The sequence below is a fragment of the Streptomyces sp. NPDC031466 genome, from assembly GCF_055581265.1.
In genome coordinates this window covers 394,151-411,207 of record NZ_JBVIJT010000005.1, presented here as the reverse complement: position 1 = coordinate 411,207, position 17,057 = coordinate 394,151, and the positions used below count along the sequence as shown (strand labels likewise).

Sequence of the window (17,057 nt, the reverse complement as noted above, 5' to 3'; positions counted from 1 at the left end):
GTAGAATGAACAACATTAAGCGTGTCGGGGTTGTCGCCGGAATGTTCACTGCGGCGACAGTTTTGGGCATCACAAGTGCCTTCGCCACCTGGAGCAGCAGCTTGAGTGCTGTAGCGCCTGGGTTCACGTCGCGGGAATGGTCGGACAGTAGTTACACGCAGATTCACTTCACTCGATGTGACGCATCCAACACCGAAGGTGGGAGCGTCACTGTTGAGCTGATAGGCGTAGACGGAATCAATGAAAGCCGTGGGACCAGGACGTTTACGGAATGCTTCACGGGTGGTGCCGACCAGACGAGTACGGGCGTTTGGACGAACCTTCCCCAAGACCACTACGTTTTCCGGATCAAATACATTAACGGAATCGAGTGGGGAAACAAGCTGACCGTCGACAAGGTGACTGTTGACACCACTAAGGCCGACTAGCGGTCTGGCAACTTGCCGTATGGGTCACGTGCTGGTGACCCATACGGCATTGTTGTCTCTGTGGTCGTAGTCCCCACAGCCGTATTGCGCGTAGAAAGCGCTGATCGTTTTGGCGGTTTACGGTCGAACTACCTGGGTCATCTCGGCGTCGGGGTTCGGGGCGGGGGACGGGGCGGGGCGTCGCGCCGTGTCGCTGATCCGGATCAGGATGCCGACCAGGGCCCAGTTGGCGATGACGGAGGAACCGCCGTATGCCAGGAAGGGCATGGTCATACCCGTCAGCGGGATCAGACCCATGACGCCGCCGGCGACGACGAAGACCTGGATGGCGAAGGCTCCGGAGAGGCCGATCGCGAGGAGCTTGCCGAAGGGGTCACGGGCGGCGAGCGCGGTGCGGACGCCGCGCTCGACGATCAGGCCATAGATCAGCAAGACGGCCATGATCCCGGCCAGCCCCATCTCCTCGCCGTACGTGGCGAGGATGAAGTCTGAGTTGGCTGCGAAACCGATGAGGTCGGAGTTGCCCTGGCCAAGGCCAGTCCCGAGGACACCACCGGAGCCGAAGGCCATCAGGGATTGGGCGATCTGGTCACTTCCGGTCGAGGTGATGACGGCATCCGAGAATGGGTTCAGCCATGCGTCGACACGCTTTTGCACATGCGGCTCGAAAGTGGCAACCCCGACCGCGCCGACGGCAGACATCAATAGACCGAAGACGATCCAACTGGTGCGCTCCGTGGCGACGTACAGCATGACCACGAACATGCCGAAGAACAGCAGTGACGTACCGAGGTCAGTCTCGAACACCAAGATGAGGATCGAAAGCGCCCAGACGACGATGATCGGGCCGAGGTCACGCCCACGCGGCAGGTAGAGGCCCATGAAGCGGCGACTGGCCAGAGCGAGCGCATCACGCTTCACCATGAGGTAGCCCGCGAAGAAGATGGCGATGACGATCTTTGCGAACTCACCAGGCTGGATCGAGAAGCTCCCGACGTGGATCCAGATCTTGGCGCCGTTGATGTTCTGGCCGATGCCGGGCACGAGCGGAAGAAGCAGCAGAACGATGGAACCGACCATCGAGATGTACGTGTAGCGCTGCAGGATGCGGTGATCCTTGAGCAACAGCAGCACTCCGACGAAGAGCGCGATGCCGACCGCCGAATACAGGAGCTGTTTGGGCGCCGAGGGGCTGAAGGCACCGAATTGGGCCTTGGCAAGGTTCTGGAGCTTCTCCGACTGGTCCAGCCGCCAGATCACCACCAGCCCCAGACCGTTGAGCAACGTCGCCAACGGCAGTAGCAGCGGGTCCGCGTATGCGGCGAACTTGCGTACGACGATGTGGCCCACGCCTGCGAGCAGGCCGAGCCCCATCCCGTAACCGAGCATGCCGGTCGGCAGCTCACCGGTCAGCGCGAGCCCCACGTTCATATAGGCGAACAACGGGATGACGACCGCGAAAGCGAGCAGCGCGAGCTCGGTGTTGCGCCGGCTCGGCGCCCCGATCGCGCCGATCGTCGACGTGTGTGTAGTACTGCTCATGGCGTGCAGAGGCCCCCAACGGCTGCTTACTGCTTACCGCACAGCGGGACCAGCTTCTGCTCATCCTCGGAGAGGCTGGGGCCGGGTGTGGGAGTCGGTGCGGTCTTGGACTTGTTCTTGTCGGTCGTGCTGTTCTTGTCGTTCTTGCCGGTCGGGCTGGTCGACGGGTCGGTGGTGGGGTCGTCGCCCGGGGCCTTGGTCAGGCCGGTCGTGCCGCCCGCCTCGCCCTCGCCGTTCCTGGCGTTGTTCTCGCGCTCCACCTTGCGGCGCTCGGCGTCCTTCCGGCACGCGGAGGCCTGCAGACCCAGCTCCTCGATCTTGCTCGTGGCCTCGTCGAAGTTGCCCTCGGCGATGGTGGCCTCGACCTGCTTGCGCTGGTACGGCGGCAGGTACTTGAGTTCGATCTCGGGGTGGTCCTTCTCCACCTTCGACAGGCTGACCCAGGCGAGATCCTGGTCGATGCCCCGGTAGAGCGCGATGTGCTTGTCCTTCGTGCCCACGAAGTACTGGGTCTGCGTCCAGCGGTACCCGCCGTAGAGGCCGCCGCCGATCACGGCGAGGACGAGCACGGTGTAGAGCGATCTCTTGATCCACTTGCGGCCGCCGCGGGGCTTGACGAAGTCCTCGTCGTCATACGCCCCGAAGCCGCCCTCGGGGACGTACCCCGTGGAGTCACCGCTGCCGGGCGGGCCGAAGCCGCCGCCCGAGGGCTGTGGCGGCACGGGACGGCCGAGCCCGGAGGCGCGGCCGGCGGGCGTCTGCATGGCGCCGTCGTCCTGCGCCTGGAGCTGGTTCTCGGCGACCGCGCCGACCACCACGGGGGTGTCGGACAGCTGGCCGGCGAGGGTGTCGCCACTGTCGATGTCCAGGACATCGGCGACGATCACGGTGATGTTGTCGGGGCCGCCGCCGCGCAGCGCGAGCTGGATCAGCTCCTGCACGGTCTCCTGCGGGCCCTGGTAGGAGGCGAGGGTGTCCTCCATGGTCTGGTGCGATACGACGCCGGAGAGGCCGTCGGAGCAGATCAGGTACCGGTCGCCGGCGCGGACCTCGCGGATGGACAGGTCCGGCTCCACGTGGTCGCCACTGCCCAGCGCGCGCATCAGCAGGGAGCGCTGCGGGTGGGTGGTGGCCTCTTCCTCGGTGATGCGGCCCTCGTCCACGAGGCGCTGCACCCAGGTGTGGTCCTGCGTGATCTGCGTGAGCACGCCGTCGCGCAGGAGGTACGCGCGGGAGTCGCCGACGTGGACGAGGCCGAGGCGCTGTCCCGTCCACAGGAGGGCGGTCAGGGTCGTCCCCATGCCCTCCAGCTGGGGGTCCTCCTCGACCATCAGCCGCAGCTGGTCGTTGGCCCGCTGCACGGCCGTGCCGAGCGACGTCAGGATGTCCGAACCGGGCACGTCGTCATCGAGGGTGACGAGCGTCGTGATGACCTCGGAGCTGGCCACCTCACCCGCGGCCTGGCCCCCCATGCCGTCGGCGATGGCGAGGAGACGGGGGCCGGCGTAACCGGAGTCCTCGTTCCCCTCCCGGATCATGCCTTTGTGCGATCCGGCGGCGAAGCGCAAAGACAGACTCATGCGCACCTCGCCCGTCGGCTCCGGGTACATCCGCACGGTGCCCACCCTCCGGTCGGGAGCGCGCCGGCGTCCAGTGCCTGGACAGCCGCTTCGGCTCGCTCGCTCCGCTCGCGCTCTTTCATGACGTAGCACTACTTCCGCAGCTCGATGACGGTCTTGCCGATGCGGATCGCCGTGCCCAGCGGAACGGGCGTCGGGGTGGTGAGTCGGGTCCGGTCGAGATACGTGCCGTTGGTGGACCCGAGATCCTCGACGATCCACTGGCCGTCCCGGTCCGGGTAGATCCTGGCATGCCTGCTGGAGGCGTAGTCGTCGTCCAGCACGATCGTCGAATCGTGCGCACGGCCCAGCGTGATGGTCTGGCCCTGCAGCGCGACCGTCGTCCCGGCGAGGATGCCCTCGGAGACGACGAGCTTGCTCGGGGCGCCGCGGCGCTGGCGACCGCCGCCGCTCTGCTGCTGGCGCTGTTGCGGAGGCGCGGCCTGTTGCGCCCGGGCGGCCTGCTGGGGCCGCTCTCGGCGCGAACCGCGCTGTGTGACGCGCGTTCCGAACAGGTCGCTGCGGATGACCTGGACGGCCACGATCACGAACAGCCACAGAACAGCTAGGAAACCTAGCCGCATGACCGTCAGGGTCAGCTCTGACATTGCCCCCGCTTCACCCTTCGGCTTGCCGGTAAACGATGGTGGTTTGGCCCACGACGATCCGCGAGCCGTCGCGGAGCGTAGCGCGGGTGGTGTGCTGCCCGTCTACCACGATGCCGTTGGTAGACCCGAGATCCTGGATCGTCGAGGGCGTTCCGGTCCGGATCTCACAGTGCCGGCGCGATACGCCGGGGTCGTCGATCCGCACATCGGCGTCGGTGCTGCGTCCCAGCACCAGCGTCGGGCGGGAGATCTGATGGCGATTGCCGTTGATCTCGATCCAGCGCCGCACCTGGGCGCCCGGGAGTGGTCCGGCGCCGGGAACCGGGGGTCTGGCCGCCGCCGGGGACGGGCCGCCGGGGCGACCCGTGCCGGGCGGTGGTGCCGCCGGCATGGGAGGTGCCCCGCCGGGGGCACCGGAAGACGACGGCGGATAGCCATAGCCGCCGCCCGCGCCACGGCCCGGGGCCACGGGGCCGCCGGGAGCGGGACCCGCACCGCCGGGACCGGGGCCCGCGGTGGCTTGCTCGGGAGACTGGGAGGTGCTGGAGGCGAGTGTGCGGCTGCGGACGCGGTACAGGCCGGTGTCGAGATCCTCGGCCTTCTCCAGGTGGACCTTGATGGGCCCCATGAAGCTGTAGCGCTGCTGCTTGGCGTAGTCGCGCACCATGCCGGAGAGCTCGTCGCCGAGCTGGCCGGAGTAGGGGCTCAGGCGCTCGAAGTCGGGGGCGCTGAGCTCCACGATGAAGTCATTGGGGACGACTGTCCGCTCGCGGTTCCAGATCGTCGCGTTGTTGTCGCACTCCCGCTGGAGGGCGCCGGCGATCTCGACGGGCTGGACCTCGGACTTGAACACCTTGGCGAAGGTGCCGTTGACCAGACCTTCAAGTCGCTGTTCGAACTTCTTCAGGACTCCCATGGGGCACCTCCTCCGTCGTAGTCATCCTGGTACTGCTTACTGATCGTATCCACGCGCCGGGAAATCGGCTGGTTCCCCCTGTCTGCCCGGTCGGTGAGTGTCGCCTCTCACAAGGCATGCCCGCACCAGGCGCCAGGGATCCCCCCAGGGCCCCTGACGAGGCCCTGATTTCCGGATCTGCAAACCCTTCCGGGCAGTTGCTCGCGACGCATGCTGAGTCTCCTCTTGCAGGGATCGTAGAGGTGGCCCCGAGCCAGTGTCCCGCACCTGGCTGTGGACCTCGGCGTGCTCCTGTCCCGGGGACGGGCGAGGGTGGGCCGGGCCGGGCGGGCGGGAGCACGGTCCAGGGGGGCAGGTCCGGTGCCGGCCCGGGCGCGGCCCCGGGCGTGGCCTGGGCCCCGGCACGGTCCGAGAGCGGATCCCTTGGCAGGTGCCCGCCGAATACGGATGTGAATCCACCGTCCGCACCGTGCTAATCTTCTGGATGTCGGCAGGCGCTCGCACCACACAGTGAGAGACCCAAAGACAACACCCATGCGCGGGTGGCGGAATAGGCAGACGCGCTGGATTCAGGTTCCAGTGCCCGAAAGGGCGTGGGGGTTCAACTCCCCCCTCGCGCACCATGAGGAAGCGGTCTTCCTCCGGACGAAAGTCCGGAGGAAGACCGCTTCTTTTTGTGCCCGTGTGTGTGCCTGTGCCCATGTCCGTGTCCGTACTCGGGTCTGCCTCTGCGGCTTGCGGTGATCTATGTCACCGAAGTTATCCACAGGCTCTGACGGGAGTCGGCGCGCGGCGGTACTTTCGAGGCCAGGTTCGGTGGACGGACGGCGGGGGCGATGGGCATGGCGGAACTCGGGAAGGCGCTGGTGCGCCAAGGGCGAGGGCAGGGACAACGGCAGGGGAAGAGAGTTCCGCAGGTGTCGGGGTTCGCGCCGTGGCCCGGGCAGGGGTCGCCCAAGCGCGAGGGCAAGGCGTTGCGCGGACGTGTTCCCCGTTCGATGCACGCGGGGTTCGAGGCGGGTGCGGGGCGCCCCGACCCCGTGGCGGCCGTGGAGGAGTCGAACCGCACCAGGCTCCCGGAGCTGGTGCCGATCCGGGTCGGCAGGATGACCGCCTCCCCCTTCGCTTTCCTGCGGGGGTCCGCGGGACTCATGGCGTACGACCTCGCGCGGGCCCCGCTGACCGGGATCGGTACGCAGATATGCGGGGATGCCCACGCGGCGAACTTCGGGCTGTACGGGGACGCGCGGGGCGGCCTCGTCATCGACCTCAACGACTTCGACGAGACGGTGCACGGCCCCTGGGAGTGGGACCTGAAGCGACTGGCCACCTCCCTGGTGCTCGCCGGCCGCGAGGCGGGCGCGAGTGAGGCGGTTTGCGCGGCCGCCGCCCTGGACGCGGCGGGGTCCTACCGCCGCACCATGCGGCTCCTGGCGAAGCTCCCCGCCCTGGACGCTTGGAACGCCATCGCGGACGAGGAACTGGTCTCGCACGCGGATGCCCGCGATCTGCTCGGCACGCTCCAGCGGGTCTCGGACAAGGCCCGGCAGAACACGAGCGCCCGGTTCGCCGCGAAGTCGACGGAGCGGGTCGAGGGCGACGACGGTTCTGTGGGGCGGCGTTTCGTGGACGCGCCGCCCGTGTTGCGGCGGGTGAAGGACGCGGAGGCCGCCTCGGTGGCCGCGTCCCTCGGGGAGTACCTGGAGACGGTCTCCGAGGACCGGCTGCCGCTGCTCGGGCGGTATGCCGTGCAGGACGTGGCGTTCCGCGTCGTGGGCACGGGCAGCGTCGGCCTGCGGTCGTACGTGGTGCTGCTGCTCGACCACCGGGGCGAGCCCCTGGTGCTCCAGGTCAAGGAGGCGCGTCCCTCCGCCTTGCTGCCGCATCTGCCCGCCGCGGGCTTCAAGGAGCCCCAGAGCGCGCACGAAGGGCAGCGGGTGGTGCGCGGCCAGAAGCGGATGCAGGTCGTCAGCGATTTCCTGCTCGGGTGGACGACGGTGGACGGACTACCGTTCCAGGTGCGTCAGTTCAGGAACCGCAAGGGCAGCGTGGACCCGGCGGCGCTGACCGCCGACCAGATGGACGACTACGCCCGCATGACCGGCGCCCTGCTGGCCCGCGCCCACGCGCACAGCGCCGATCCGCGCCTGATAGCGGGGTACTGCGGCAAGAGCGACAAGCTGGACGTGGCGATATCGCGCTTCGCGACGGCGTACGCGGACCGCACGGAGGCGGATCACGCGTCGCTGGCGCGAGCCGTCAAGGAGGGGCGGGTGGCCGCCGAGACGGGGGTGTGAGGCGGAACGGGCCGAGCGCTTCCGGGTGCGGTGGACGGGGTGCTCCCGGGCGCGGCATCCGGGCGGTGGACGGCGGACTTCCGGACCGGGGCGCCTGGTGCCCTACGCTGGACGAGTGACGATGCCGGAAGCCGAGCCGACGCAGCCCGAGACGCCCGAGACCTCCGGTGAGGAGGCGGGGCGCCCGGCTCCGGAAGGGCGGCTCAAGGACCAGCTCAAGGAGCGGCTGCGGGCGCGCTCCGAGGAGCGGCGCGAGCAGGCGGGGCAGCCCGCGGCAGAGACTCCGCGCGAGGAGCCCCAGCGGCCCGAGGAGCGGCTCGAAAGGGCCGTGCGCGCTGCCGAGCAGGCGCTGATCGAGTACGAGATCGCGTTGGAGACCTTCCGGGTGGAGGTGGAGAACTTCTCGCGCCTGCACCACCAGAAGCTCGGCCCGATGTACGCGCGCCTCGACGAGCTGGACGCCCGGATCGCGGAGGCCACCGCGGCCCGCACGGGTGATCCCGAGGACCTGCGCAAGGCGGAAGAGGCGCGGGCACGGGTGATGCCGATGCCGGGCGTGGAGGAGCTGTTCCACGGCTGGATGGACGACGAGGGCCTCTCTCCCGAGGCCGCGGCGATGCTCACCGAGCAGTCGGTGCGGCCGCCGCAGCGCGTGCGTCCCGGCGAGGAGGCTCGCAAGCTCTACCGCGAGCTGGTCCGCAAGGCGCATCCGGACCTGGCGCAGGAGGAGGGCGAGCGACAGCGGCGCGAGGAGTTCATCACGCGCGTCAACGCCGCCTATGCCCGCGGTGACGAGGCGCTGCTGCGTGAACTGTCCGAGGAGTGGGCCGCGGGGCCCGTGCCCCAGGAGCAGCGGCTCACCCGCAGCGAGGAGCTGTACGCCAGGCTGGAATGGCTCGCCCAGCGCAAGGAACTCCTCTCGGTCCTCGCCAAGGAGCTGGAGGAGAGCGCGATCGGCGGGATGCTGCGCCTCGCGCCCGACGACCCGGACACGCTGCTCGACGAGATCGCCGAGCAGCTGCTCGCGCAGGTCGCCGAGCGCGAGGCGGAGCTGGCACGGCTGACGGCGTAGTCCCGGTCTGGCCCAGGATCCCGGTCGGGCCCAGACCTGACCGGATCGGCTTGGTCCGGCCCGGTCCGCGTACGGAGGTGTGCCCGCGGGGGCGGCGCCGGTCGGGTAGCGTCGGGGACATGGCTTTCGGATCTCATGTGCCCACCGTCGGCGTCGACGCCCTCACGAGCGGCGACTTCCTGCTGGACGTCCGCGAGGACGACGAATGGCAGGCGGGTCACGCCGAGGGCGCGCTGCACATTCCGATGAGCGAGTTCGTCGCCCGGTACGGCGAGTTGACCGAGGCCGCCCCGCAGGACGGCAAGGTCAACGTCATCTGCCGCTCCGGCGGGCGCTCCGCCCAGGTCGCCATGTACCTGGGGCAGCAGGGCGTCGACGCGGTGAACGTCGCCGGGGGCATGGAGGCCTGGCAGGCCTCCGGCCGACCGGTCGTGGACGACCAGGGCCGGCCGGGCACCGTGATCTGAGGCCCCTCGCCTCTCTTGACCTCCTAGCCTCTCTGGGTCTCACGGCCTCTCCCCGCCTCTCTGGATCTCCTCGTCTTTCCGGATCCCTTCGTCGCCCGACCACCTCGCGTCAGCCGAGCGGGTGGGCGGCCAGCAGGTCGCCCAGCGTCTCCTCGTACGCCGCCGCCGGGCCGAGGGAGAGCTCCAGTTGCTTGGCCCAGGCGTGGTAGCGGTGCAGGGGGTAGTCGGTGTCGGCGCCTAAGCCGCCGTGCAGGTGCTGCGCCGTCTGGACGACCCTTCGTACGCCGTCGGACGCCCAGATCTTGGCGACGGCCACGTCCCCGGTGACGGGCAGTGCGCTGTTGGCGCCGGTGCTGATCCGCCAGGCGGCCTGCCAGAGGGTCACCTCCATGGCGCGCAGGTCGATGTACCGATCGGCGGCCTGCACCGCCACTGCCTGGAACGTCGCGATGGGGTGCCCGAACTGCTCGCGCTTGCCGGTGTATTCGCCGGTCATGCGGAGCACCGCCTCACCGAGGCCCAGGGCGAGGGCGCAGGTGCCGGTGGCGAGCAGGTCACGCAGCCGGTCCCAGGCGCCGGCTGCCTCGATGACGTCGGCGGCGTCGACGCGCACGTCCTCCAGGCACAGCTCACCGAGCCGTTCACCGCTGGTGGAGCACTGCTCGGCGATGGTCAGACCCTCGTGGACACGGGGCACGAAGGCGAGGACGGTGTGGCCGTCGTCGGCATGGGCGGGCACGAGGACGAGGTCGGCGTTCTGCGCCCAGGGCACGGCGGTCTGCAGCCCGTCGAGAAGCCAGCCGTCGCCATCGGGTCGGGCGGAGACGGCGAGGTCCGCCCGGTCGTGGCCGCTCCGGCCGTGGGCGGCGACGGTGAGGACGAGCTGCCCGAGAGCGGCGCGGGGCAGGACGCGCCGCTGCAACTCGGCGCTGCCGTGGGCCTGTAAGAGCGCGGCGGCGGCGGTGTGCTCCAGGAGCGGAACCCGGGCGAGGACCTTCGCGGACTCGCGGAGCACCAGGCACAGGGCGATGGCGTCCAGGTCCACGCCGCCGTACTCGGTGCCGATGAGCAGCCCGAGCAGGTCGGCGTCCGCGAGCCGGGCCCACACGGCGCGGTCGAAGTCCTCCGCGACGGCACCGGGCGTGCGGGCCGGGCTCGGCACCCCGTCCGGTGCGACGCCGGCGAAGAGCGCCCTGGCTGCCTCGACCACGGCCTGCTGTTCCTCGGTGAAGGTGAAGTCCACTGCCTGTCCTCCCACGCACCGGCCTGTCCCGACTGACGGGGCGTCAAGATAGAACAGGTTCTAGGGGAAGGGAACAGCCACGGCGGTCATGGCCGCCGGTACGTGGGCCGGCGTCTCAGCGGTCGAAGTCCAACTCCACGGTGTCCGTGGCCGGATGGGACTGGCAGGCCAGCACATATCCGGCCTCCGTCTCCTCCGGCTCCAGTGCGAAGTTCCGCTCCATTTGGACCTCCCCCGAGACCCGGAAGGCACGGCACGTACCGCAGACCCCGCCCTTGCAGGCGTAGGGCGCGTCCGCGCGGTTGCGCAGCACCGTCTCCAGCAGCGTCTCGCCGTCCAGGACGGGCCAGGTGCCCGAGCGGCCGTCGAGGGTCACGGTCACCATGCTGTGCGCGGGAGTGGAGGGCGGGGCCGGGGGAGCGGTGGAGACACCGCCGTCCACGTGGAATATCTCCTCGTGGATGCGCCGACGGTCCACGCCGAGGCCGCGCAGGGTCCGCTCGGCTCCCTGCACCAGACCGAACGGCCCGCACAGGAACCAGTCCTCGACGTCCGCCACGGGCAGCAGGGCCGGCAGCAGCCGGGTGAGCCGCTCCTCGTCGAGCCGCCCCGAGTCGAGGCCGGCCTGCTGCTCCTCCCGGGAGAGGACGGTCACCAGCTGGAAGCGGTCCGGCCAACGGTCCTTCAGGTCGGCGACCTCTTCCAGGAACATCGTCGAGGCCGCCGTGCGGTCGCTGCGTATGAGGCAGAACTCGGCTTGCGGTTCGCGCTCCAGGAGTGTGGTGACGATGGAGAGCACCGGGGTGATCCCGCTGCCGCCGACCACCGCCGCATAGCGGCCGGGAGCGGGGTCCAGCGTGAAGCGTCCGGCCGGGGTCATCACCTCCAGCTCGTCACCGACGCACAGCTCCTTGAAGGCGTATGTCGAGAAGGCGCCGTCCTCCACGAGGCGCACTCCGACGCGCAGTGTCCGGGGTTCGTCGGGGGCGTCGGCGGGTGGGGCGGGGGAGCAGATCGAGTACGTACGCCGGATCTCGGTGCCGTCGGTGAAGCGGCGCAGCGCGAGGTGCTGGCCCGGGGTGAAGCGGTACTCCTCGCGCAGCGTGGGCGGCACGTCGAAGGTGAGCGTCACGGAGTCGTCGGTGAGCCGGTCGACCGCCGCTACCCGGAGCGGGTGGAAGCGTGCCATCACAACTCCTTGAAGTGGTCGAAGGGCTCGCGGCAGGAGGCGCAGCGGCGCAGCGCCTTGCACGCCGTGGAGGAGAAGCGGCTGAGCAGCTCCGTGTCCGTCGATCCGCAGTGCGGGCAGCGGATCGACAGGCTCAGGGGCACGGGCCCGTCCGCCGGGTGGGAGCGCGGGGGCGCTATGCCGAACTCGGCGAGCTTGCGGCGGCCTTCAGCGCTGATGTCGTCCGTGGACCAGGCGGGGGAGAGCACGGTGCGCACGGACACCTCGGTCATGCCGCGGTCACGCAGCACCTGCTGTATGTCGCAGGACATGGCCTCGATCGCCGGGCAGCCGGTGTACGTGGGGGTCAGCTCGACGTCGACCTTGCCGGGGGCGAGGACCCGGACGCCGCGCACCACGCCGAGGTCGGCCAGGGTCAGCACGGGCAGCTCCGGGTCGGGCACCGAGCCCGCGAGGGCAAGGAGCTCTGCCTCGAGTGCTGTGGGCGCGGTCGTCACCATGACGCCCCCGGGTGGCTGCGGTGCAGGTGCTGCATCTCGGCGAGCATCCGCCCGAAGGGTTCGGTGTGCAGGCCCTGGCGTCCGGCGCCCGCCGTCCACGCGCCGGTCTGCGGTCCGCTGGGCATGGAGAGGGTGGCTCGCTCGACGACGGCCGTCACCGAGGCCGTCCAGCTCTCCCGCAGGGACGCGCCGTCGACGTCGATGCCGGCCACCGGCTGGAACATCTCACCGGTGAACCGCCAGAGCGCGTCGAGCCCGCGCTGCATCCGCTCGTGACTCTCGGGCGTGCCGTCGCCGAGCCGCAGGGTCCACTGCTCGGCGTGGTCCTGGTGGTAGGCGACTTCCTTGACGGCCTTCGCCGCCAGGGGGGCGAACTCGCTGTCCCCGGAGGCCAGCCGGCCGTACAGGAGGGTTTGGTAGGTGGAGAAGTAGAGCTGGCGGGCGATGGTGTGGGCGAAGTCGCCGTTCGGCTGCTCGACCAGCTGGAGGTTGCGGAAAGCGCGCTCCTCGCGGAGGTACGCCAGCTCGTCCTCGTCGCCGGCGAGAGAGAGCAGGACGCGGGCCTGGCCGAGGAGGTCGAGGGCGATGTTCGCGAGGGCGACCTCCTCCTCCAGGACGGGGGCGTGGCCGGCCCACTCCCCCAGACGGTGCGACAGCACCAGGGCGTCGTCACCGAGGGCGAGGGCCGGCAGGGCCTCGGCCGGGACGGCCGGGGCTCGGGTGGTGGCTGCGGTAGGGGTGGTGGTCACAGGTGCTTCACCCCCTCCGGGATGTCGTAGAACGTCGGGTGGCGGTAGGGCTTGTCGCCGGCCGGTTCGAAGAAGGAGTCCTTCTCGTCGGGCGAGGAGGCGGTGATCTCGGTGGACGGCACGACCCAGAGGGAGACGCCCTCGCTCCTGCGGGTGTACAGGTCGCGGGCGTTGCGCAGGGCCATCTCCGCGTCCGGCGCGTGCAGGCTGCCCGCGTGGGTGTGGGAGAGCCCGCGACGGGAGCGGACGAAGACCTCCCACAGCGGCCAGTCGGTCGAGCTGCTCATGCTGTCGCCTCTCCGTGCTGTGCGGTGCTGCCGTCGGTGCCGCTCACCTGTTTGCCGCTCACCTGTGCCCTGTCTGCCCGCGTGCCGTCTGCCTGTGTCCTGGCCGACTGCTTCGTGGCGTAGGCGGCGGCGGCCTCCCGGACCCAGGCGCCTTCCTCGTGGGCACGCCGGCGCTGGGTGATGCGCTGGTCGTTGCACGGGCCGTTGCCCTTGAGGACGTCCCAGAACTCGGTCCAGTCGATCGGGCCGAAGTCGTAGTGCCCTCGCGCCTCGTTCCACACCAGGTCGGGGTCGGGGAGGGTCAGGCCCAGCGAGGCGGCCTGGGGGACGCAGATGTCGACGAAACGCTGGCGCAGCTCGTCGTTCGAGTGGCGCTTGATCTTCCATGTCATCGACTGCTCGGAGTGCGACGACTCGTCGTCGGGCGGGCCGAACATCATCAGCGAGGGCCACCACCAGCGGTTCACCGCGTCCTGCGCCATTTCGTGCTGGGCCGCGGTGCCACGGCTGAGGGCGAGCAGGGACTCGTACCCCTGGCGCTGGTGGAAGGACTCCTCCTTGCAGACGCGGATCATCGCGCGGGCATAGGGGCCGTACGAGCAGCGGCACAGGGGGACCTGGTTGGTGATCGCGGCGCCGTCCACGAGCCAGCCGATCGCGCCGACGTCCGCCCAGGTCAGCGTGGGGTAGTTGAAGATCGATGAGTACTTCTGGCGGCCCGAGTGCAGCTTGTCGAGCAGCTCGTCGCGGCTGGTGCCGAGGGTCTCGGCGGCGCTGTAGAGATACAGGCCGTGCCCGGCCTCGTCCTGCACCTTCGCCATCAGGATCGCCTTGCGCCGCAGGGAAGGGGCGCGGGTGATCCAGTTGGCCTCCGGCTGCATGCCGATGATCTCGGAGTGCGCGTGCTGGGCGATCTGGCGCACGAGGGAGGCGCGATAGGCGTCCGGCATCCAGTCGCGTGGCTCGATGCGCTCGTCGGCGGCGACCGCCGCGTCGAAGGCGGTCTGCTGCTCGACCGTGCGCGCGGCCGAGGACGCGGCCTCTTCCGGCTCCGTCCCCGCCGCCTTGTGTGCGGCTGCTGTCGCCATCTCGGTCCCCCTCGACCTGGGAGCGAACCGACCGACCGATCGTTCGGTTCGTTGGAATTCAATGGTGCGGCGCGCCGCCATAAGGTGTCAACCCTGTGGATAACTTCGCCGCCGCTGTGCGCGGCGGACAGGCCTGAGTACCGTTCCGGCGGCAGGGTTTAGAGCGGGGCGGGGGAACGGGGCGGAATGGACGGGTACGACGAGGGTTCCGGGGGCGGGTCCGCCGGGCCACCGGGGTCTGGCGGGCCGCCTGGGTCCGCCGGGCAGCCTGGGGCTACCGGGCCTGTCGAGCCCGCCCCGTCACGCGGGTCTGCCGGGCCTTCCGGGCCGAGCGAACCGCCCCGTGCGCCAGCGGGGTATTCGGGGCCGAGTACGCCACCATCCGGGCCGAGCGAGCCGCCATCCGGGTCTCCCCGACCCGGCATCGCCGGGCTCAAGCTCGGCCACCAGATCGTCGCCGCCTGCGCTCTCGCGCTCATCGCCGTGGTCGCGTGCGTCCACATCGGGATGCTCTTCTTCCACGTCGCTCCCTCGAACACGCTGACCAAGCGGCACGGCGACGTGGTGGACGAATGGATCTACCCCGAGTTCGAACAGAACTGGAAGCTCTTCGCACCCAACCCGCTCCAGCAGAACGTCGCCGTACAGGCCCGGGCGGAGCTGCGTACGGCCGACGGAGGAGTACGGACCACCGACTGGTACGACCTCTCCGCACAGGATGGCGCCGCCATCGACGGAAGCCTGCTGCCCAGCCACACCCGGCAGAACGAACTGCGCCGCGCCTGGGACTTCTACGTCGGCTCGCACGACGCGCAGAATCGTCCCGTCGGTCTGCGGGGCCGGCTCTCCGAGCGCTACGTCCGCCGCATCGCGTACCTGCGGCTCGAACGGGAGGGGCCCGGCGGCGCGGGCGACGAGATCGCGCGCGTGCAGCTGCGCTCCAGGACGACGAGCGTACGGCCGCCGAAGTGGAGCGAGGAGAAGGTCTCCACCAAGCCGGTGTACCGCCTGGTCCCGTGGTGGTCGGTGACGCCCGACGACCTGCCGCTCGCCGACGCGGAGGGGGCGGCTCGGTGACCCGTAGCGAACAGCCCGTCGCCGGGCAGGGGTCTTGGGCCGGGCAGCGTCTCCTGGCCGTCGCACACCCCTTGGCGCGGGGGCTCGACAAGGTCACCGGCCACGCCCTCGGCCCGTACCAGAGCGCGGTCATCCGCATCGGATTCGCCGGCACCTGGTTGTTCTTCCTGCTGCGCGAATTCCCCCACCGCCATGAGATGTACGGCCCCGACGGCCCCTGGGACTGGGAGATGGCGCGGCAGCTCATCTCGGGCAACGGCGCCTTCACCGCCCTGATGTGGTCCGACGCGCGGATCTGGTTCGAGATCGTCTACGCGGTGGCCGTCCTGAGCAGCGCCCTGCTGCTGTTCGGTTGGCGCACGCGCACGATGTCCGTGCTGTTCATGATCGGCGTGCTGTCGCTGCAGAACCGCAGCGTCTTCATCGGCGACGGCGGTGACAACGTCATCCACCTCATGGCGACCTACCTGGTCTTCCTCCGGTGCGGTCAGGTCTGGTCGCTGGACGCGCGGCGGGCAGCACGCGCGTGTGTGCGGACGGGGCGGGGCGAGCCGGGCGTCGACCGGGTGGGGCCCGTCCTGTGGTGGGTGCTCGGGCTCGGGTTGTCCGTCGTCACCCTCATGGGAGAACTCAGCGACTGGTGGCCCCTGGTCTTCTGGGGGGCGTGGCTCGCCCACGGCCTGTGGTGGCTGGCGGGGCGGCGCGCTCCGCACGGCGAGCTGCGCAAGCTTCTCGATGTCGTCGCCAACCTCGCCCACAACGCGGGCCTGCTTGTGATCATGGTGGAGGCGTGCCTGATCTACGCCACCGCCGGCTGGTACAAGATCCAGGGGAGCCGCTGGCAGGACGGGACGGCCGTCTACTACCCGCTGAACCTCGACTACTTCTCTCCTTGGCCGGCTCTCTCCGGATTGCTGTCGTCCCACGGGCTGATGCTGATGCTGGTGACGTACGGGACGGTCGCCGTGCAGGTGGCCTTCCCCTTCACCCTCTTCAACCGCCGGGTGAAGAACGTCCTCCTGGCAGCGATGATCTTCGAGCATGCCGTGATCGCCGTCGTCCTGGGGCTGCCGTTCTTCTCTCTCGCGATGATCACCGCCGACGCGGTCTTCCTGCCGACATCGTTCCTGCGGCGCCTCGGCAAGTGGGCGGCACGCGCGCACGTAGGCTTCGCTCCATGAACGGGACGGACCCGACGGACGGGACGCACGCGACGGACGCCGACGGCGCCGTACGCGCCTGGCTCGGGCTCGCCGACACCTCCGTGCTGCTCGACGGCTTCCACGCGATCAAGCACGCGCTGCGCTTCGACGCGCGGGTGCCCGTCGCGTTGACCGGTGACCGTGTGGGCGCGCTGGCGCTCGCCGACGAGCTGGCGCCCGATGTGCGGGACGCGCTGGACGCGCTCCTGGTGGAGGTTTCCGAGGAGCGGCTGCGCGCGCTCGTGCCGAGGCTGCACCCCACCGCGATGGCCGCCCTGGCGGTACGCCCCTCGCGCGCCGCCAACCTGGCGGCACTGGGGCGTACGCCGAGGACGGCACCGGTCGTCGTGCTCGACGACCCCCGCAATCTGGGCAACGCCGGGGCGGTGATCCGGCTCGCCGCCGGGTTCGGGGCGACCGGTGTCGTCACGACCGGGACGCTGGACCCCTGGCACCCCACTGTCGTACGCGGCGGCGCCGGATTGCACTTCGCGACCGCCGTGGAGCGCATGGAGGTCGCCGAGCTGCCGCCCGGGCCGGTGTTCGCGCTCGACGCGGAGGGTGTGGACATCCGTGGGCTGAAGATCCCGGACGACGCCGTGCTCGCGTTCGGTTCCGAGCGCAGCGGTCTCTCGGCGGCCCTGCGGGAACGGGCCGACCATCTGGTGTCCCTGCCGATGCGGCCGCAGGTCTCCAGCTACAACCTGGCGACGAGTGTCGGCATGGCGCTCTTCCACTGGTCGGCGGGCAGGCCTCCGGGCCTGGAGGCCTGA

General features: G+C 70.1%; 16 protein-coding genes and 1 tRNA gene. 7 read left to right on the top strand and 10 right to left on the bottom strand.

Annotated elements, in window-relative coordinates:
- Positions 1 to 545: 545 nt before the first annotated feature.
- From ACZ5GP_RS13890 to ACZ5GP_RS13875, 4 genes are all read right to left on the bottom strand, one after another.
- Positions 546 to 1,970 carry an FtsW/RodA/SpoVE family cell cycle protein gene (locus tag ACZ5GP_RS13890; RefSeq protein ID WP_468751062.1) on the bottom strand — a complete coding sequence of 475 codons (1,425 nt, stop codon included), beginning with the start codon at positions 1,968 to 1,970 and terminating at the stop codon, positions 546 to 548.
- A gap of 26 nt (positions 1,971 to 1,996) precedes the next feature.
- Positions 1,997 to 3,550 (bottom strand): Stp1/IreP family PP2C-type Ser/Thr phosphatase, encoded by a 1,554-nt coding sequence (locus tag ACZ5GP_RS13885; RefSeq protein WP_468751061.1) that lies wholly within the window; start codon positions 3,548 to 3,550, stop codon positions 1,997 to 1,999.
- Positions 3,551 to 3,681: 131 nt separating this feature from the next.
- Positions 3,682 to 4,197 (bottom strand): FHA domain-containing protein FhaB/FipA, encoded by a 516-nt coding sequence (locus ACZ5GP_RS13880; RefSeq protein ID WP_468751060.1) that lies wholly within the window; start codon positions 4,195 to 4,197, stop codon positions 3,682 to 3,684.
- A gap of 10 nt (positions 4,198 to 4,207) precedes the next feature.
- Positions 4,208 to 5,113, bottom strand: coding sequence for an FhaA domain-containing protein (locus ACZ5GP_RS13875; RefSeq protein ID WP_468751059.1), 906 nt, complete (start codon positions 5,111 to 5,113; stop codon positions 4,208 to 4,210).
- A 536-nt stretch (positions 5,114 to 5,649) separates the two neighbouring features.
- On the opposite strand from ACZ5GP_RS13875, the gene ACZ5GP_RS13870 reads away from it, so the two are divergent.
- The 4 genes from ACZ5GP_RS13870 to ACZ5GP_RS13855 all read left to right on the top strand — a co-directional run bounded on the left by ACZ5GP_RS13870 (position 5,650) and on the right by ACZ5GP_RS13855 (position 8,949).
- A tRNA-Leu gene (locus ACZ5GP_RS13870) sits at positions 5,650 to 5,736 on the top strand.
- Positions 5,737 to 5,955: 219 nt separating this feature from the next.
- Complete coding sequence (locus tag ACZ5GP_RS13865; RefSeq protein ID WP_468751058.1) at positions 5,956 to 7,410, top strand: DUF2252 domain-containing protein; 1,455 nt, start codon at positions 5,956 to 5,958, stop codon at positions 7,408 to 7,410.
- A gap of 121 nt (positions 7,411 to 7,531) precedes the next feature.
- Positions 7,532 to 8,482 (top strand): hypothetical protein, encoded by a 951-nt coding sequence (locus ACZ5GP_RS13860; RefSeq protein ID WP_468751274.1) that lies wholly within the window; start codon positions 7,532 to 7,534, stop codon positions 8,480 to 8,482.
- A 119-nt stretch (positions 8,483 to 8,601) separates the two neighbouring features.
- Positions 8,602 to 8,949, top strand: coding sequence for a rhodanese-like domain-containing protein (locus ACZ5GP_RS13855; RefSeq protein ID WP_468751057.1), 348 nt, complete (start codon positions 8,602 to 8,604; stop codon positions 8,947 to 8,949).
- A gap of 109 nt (positions 8,950 to 9,058) precedes the next feature.
- Here ACZ5GP_RS13855 and ACZ5GP_RS13850 read toward each other — a convergent pair whose 3' ends face one another.
- The 6 genes from ACZ5GP_RS13850 to paaA all read right to left on the bottom strand — a co-directional run bounded on the left by ACZ5GP_RS13850 (position 9,059) and on the right by paaA (position 14,005).
- On the bottom strand, positions 9,059 to 10,192 hold the full coding sequence (locus ACZ5GP_RS13850) for an acyl-CoA dehydrogenase family protein (protein WP_468751056.1): 1,134 nt from the start codon (positions 10,190 to 10,192) through the stop codon (positions 9,059 to 9,061).
- Positions 10,193 to 10,307: 115 nt separating this feature from the next.
- A complete protein-coding gene (locus ACZ5GP_RS13845; protein ID WP_468751055.1) occupies positions 10,308 to 11,381 on the bottom strand; it encodes a 2Fe-2S iron-sulfur cluster-binding protein in 1,074 nt (357 codons plus the stop codon).
- On the bottom strand, positions 11,381 to 11,881 hold the full coding sequence (paaD, locus tag ACZ5GP_RS13840) for a 1,2-phenylacetyl-CoA epoxidase subunit PaaD (protein WP_468751054.1): 501 nt from the start codon (positions 11,879 to 11,881) through the stop codon (positions 11,381 to 11,383). The genes ACZ5GP_RS13845 and paaD overlap by 1 nt, the downstream gene beginning before the upstream one ends.
- Positions 11,875 to 12,630, bottom strand: a complete 756-nt coding sequence (gene paaC / locus ACZ5GP_RS13835) for a 1,2-phenylacetyl-CoA epoxidase subunit PaaC (RefSeq protein WP_468751053.1) — start codon at positions 12,628 to 12,630, stop codon at positions 11,875 to 11,877. Before paaC ends, paaD begins: the two co-directional genes overlap by 7 nt.
- Complete coding sequence (gene paaB / locus ACZ5GP_RS13830; protein WP_055553366.1) at positions 12,627 to 12,917, bottom strand: 1,2-phenylacetyl-CoA epoxidase subunit PaaB; 291 nt, start codon at positions 12,915 to 12,917, stop codon at positions 12,627 to 12,629. Before paaB ends, paaC begins: the two co-directional genes overlap by 4 nt.
- The gene (gene paaA, locus ACZ5GP_RS13825) at positions 12,914 to 14,005 is read right to left on the bottom strand and encodes a 1,2-phenylacetyl-CoA epoxidase subunit PaaA (RefSeq protein ID WP_468751052.1); all 1,092 of its coding nucleotides are present in this window, start codon (positions 14,003 to 14,005) and stop codon (positions 12,914 to 12,916) included. The genes paaB and paaA overlap by 4 nt, the downstream gene beginning before the upstream one ends.
- 186 nt (positions 14,006 to 14,191) lie before the next feature.
- Here paaA and ACZ5GP_RS13820 point away from each other — a divergent pair, with 186 nt between their 5' ends.
- From ACZ5GP_RS13820 to ACZ5GP_RS13810, 3 genes are read left to right on the top strand one after another with little or no spacing between them, the layout of a single operon-like run.
- Positions 14,192 to 15,082 (top strand): DUF5819 family protein, encoded by an 891-nt coding sequence (locus tag ACZ5GP_RS13820; protein WP_468751051.1) that lies wholly within the window; start codon positions 14,192 to 14,194, stop codon positions 15,080 to 15,082.
- 53 nt (positions 15,083 to 15,135) lie between these two features.
- Entirely contained in the window at positions 15,136 to 16,263 is a 1,128-nt protein-coding gene (locus ACZ5GP_RS13815; RefSeq protein WP_468751273.1) for an HTTM domain-containing protein, read from the top strand.
- Positions 16,260 to 17,057: a TrmH family RNA methyltransferase gene (locus ACZ5GP_RS13810; RefSeq protein WP_468751050.1), complete on the top strand. Its 798-nt coding sequence runs from the start codon at positions 16,260 to 16,262 to the stop codon at positions 17,055 to 17,057. Before ACZ5GP_RS13815 ends, ACZ5GP_RS13810 begins: the two co-directional genes overlap by 4 nt.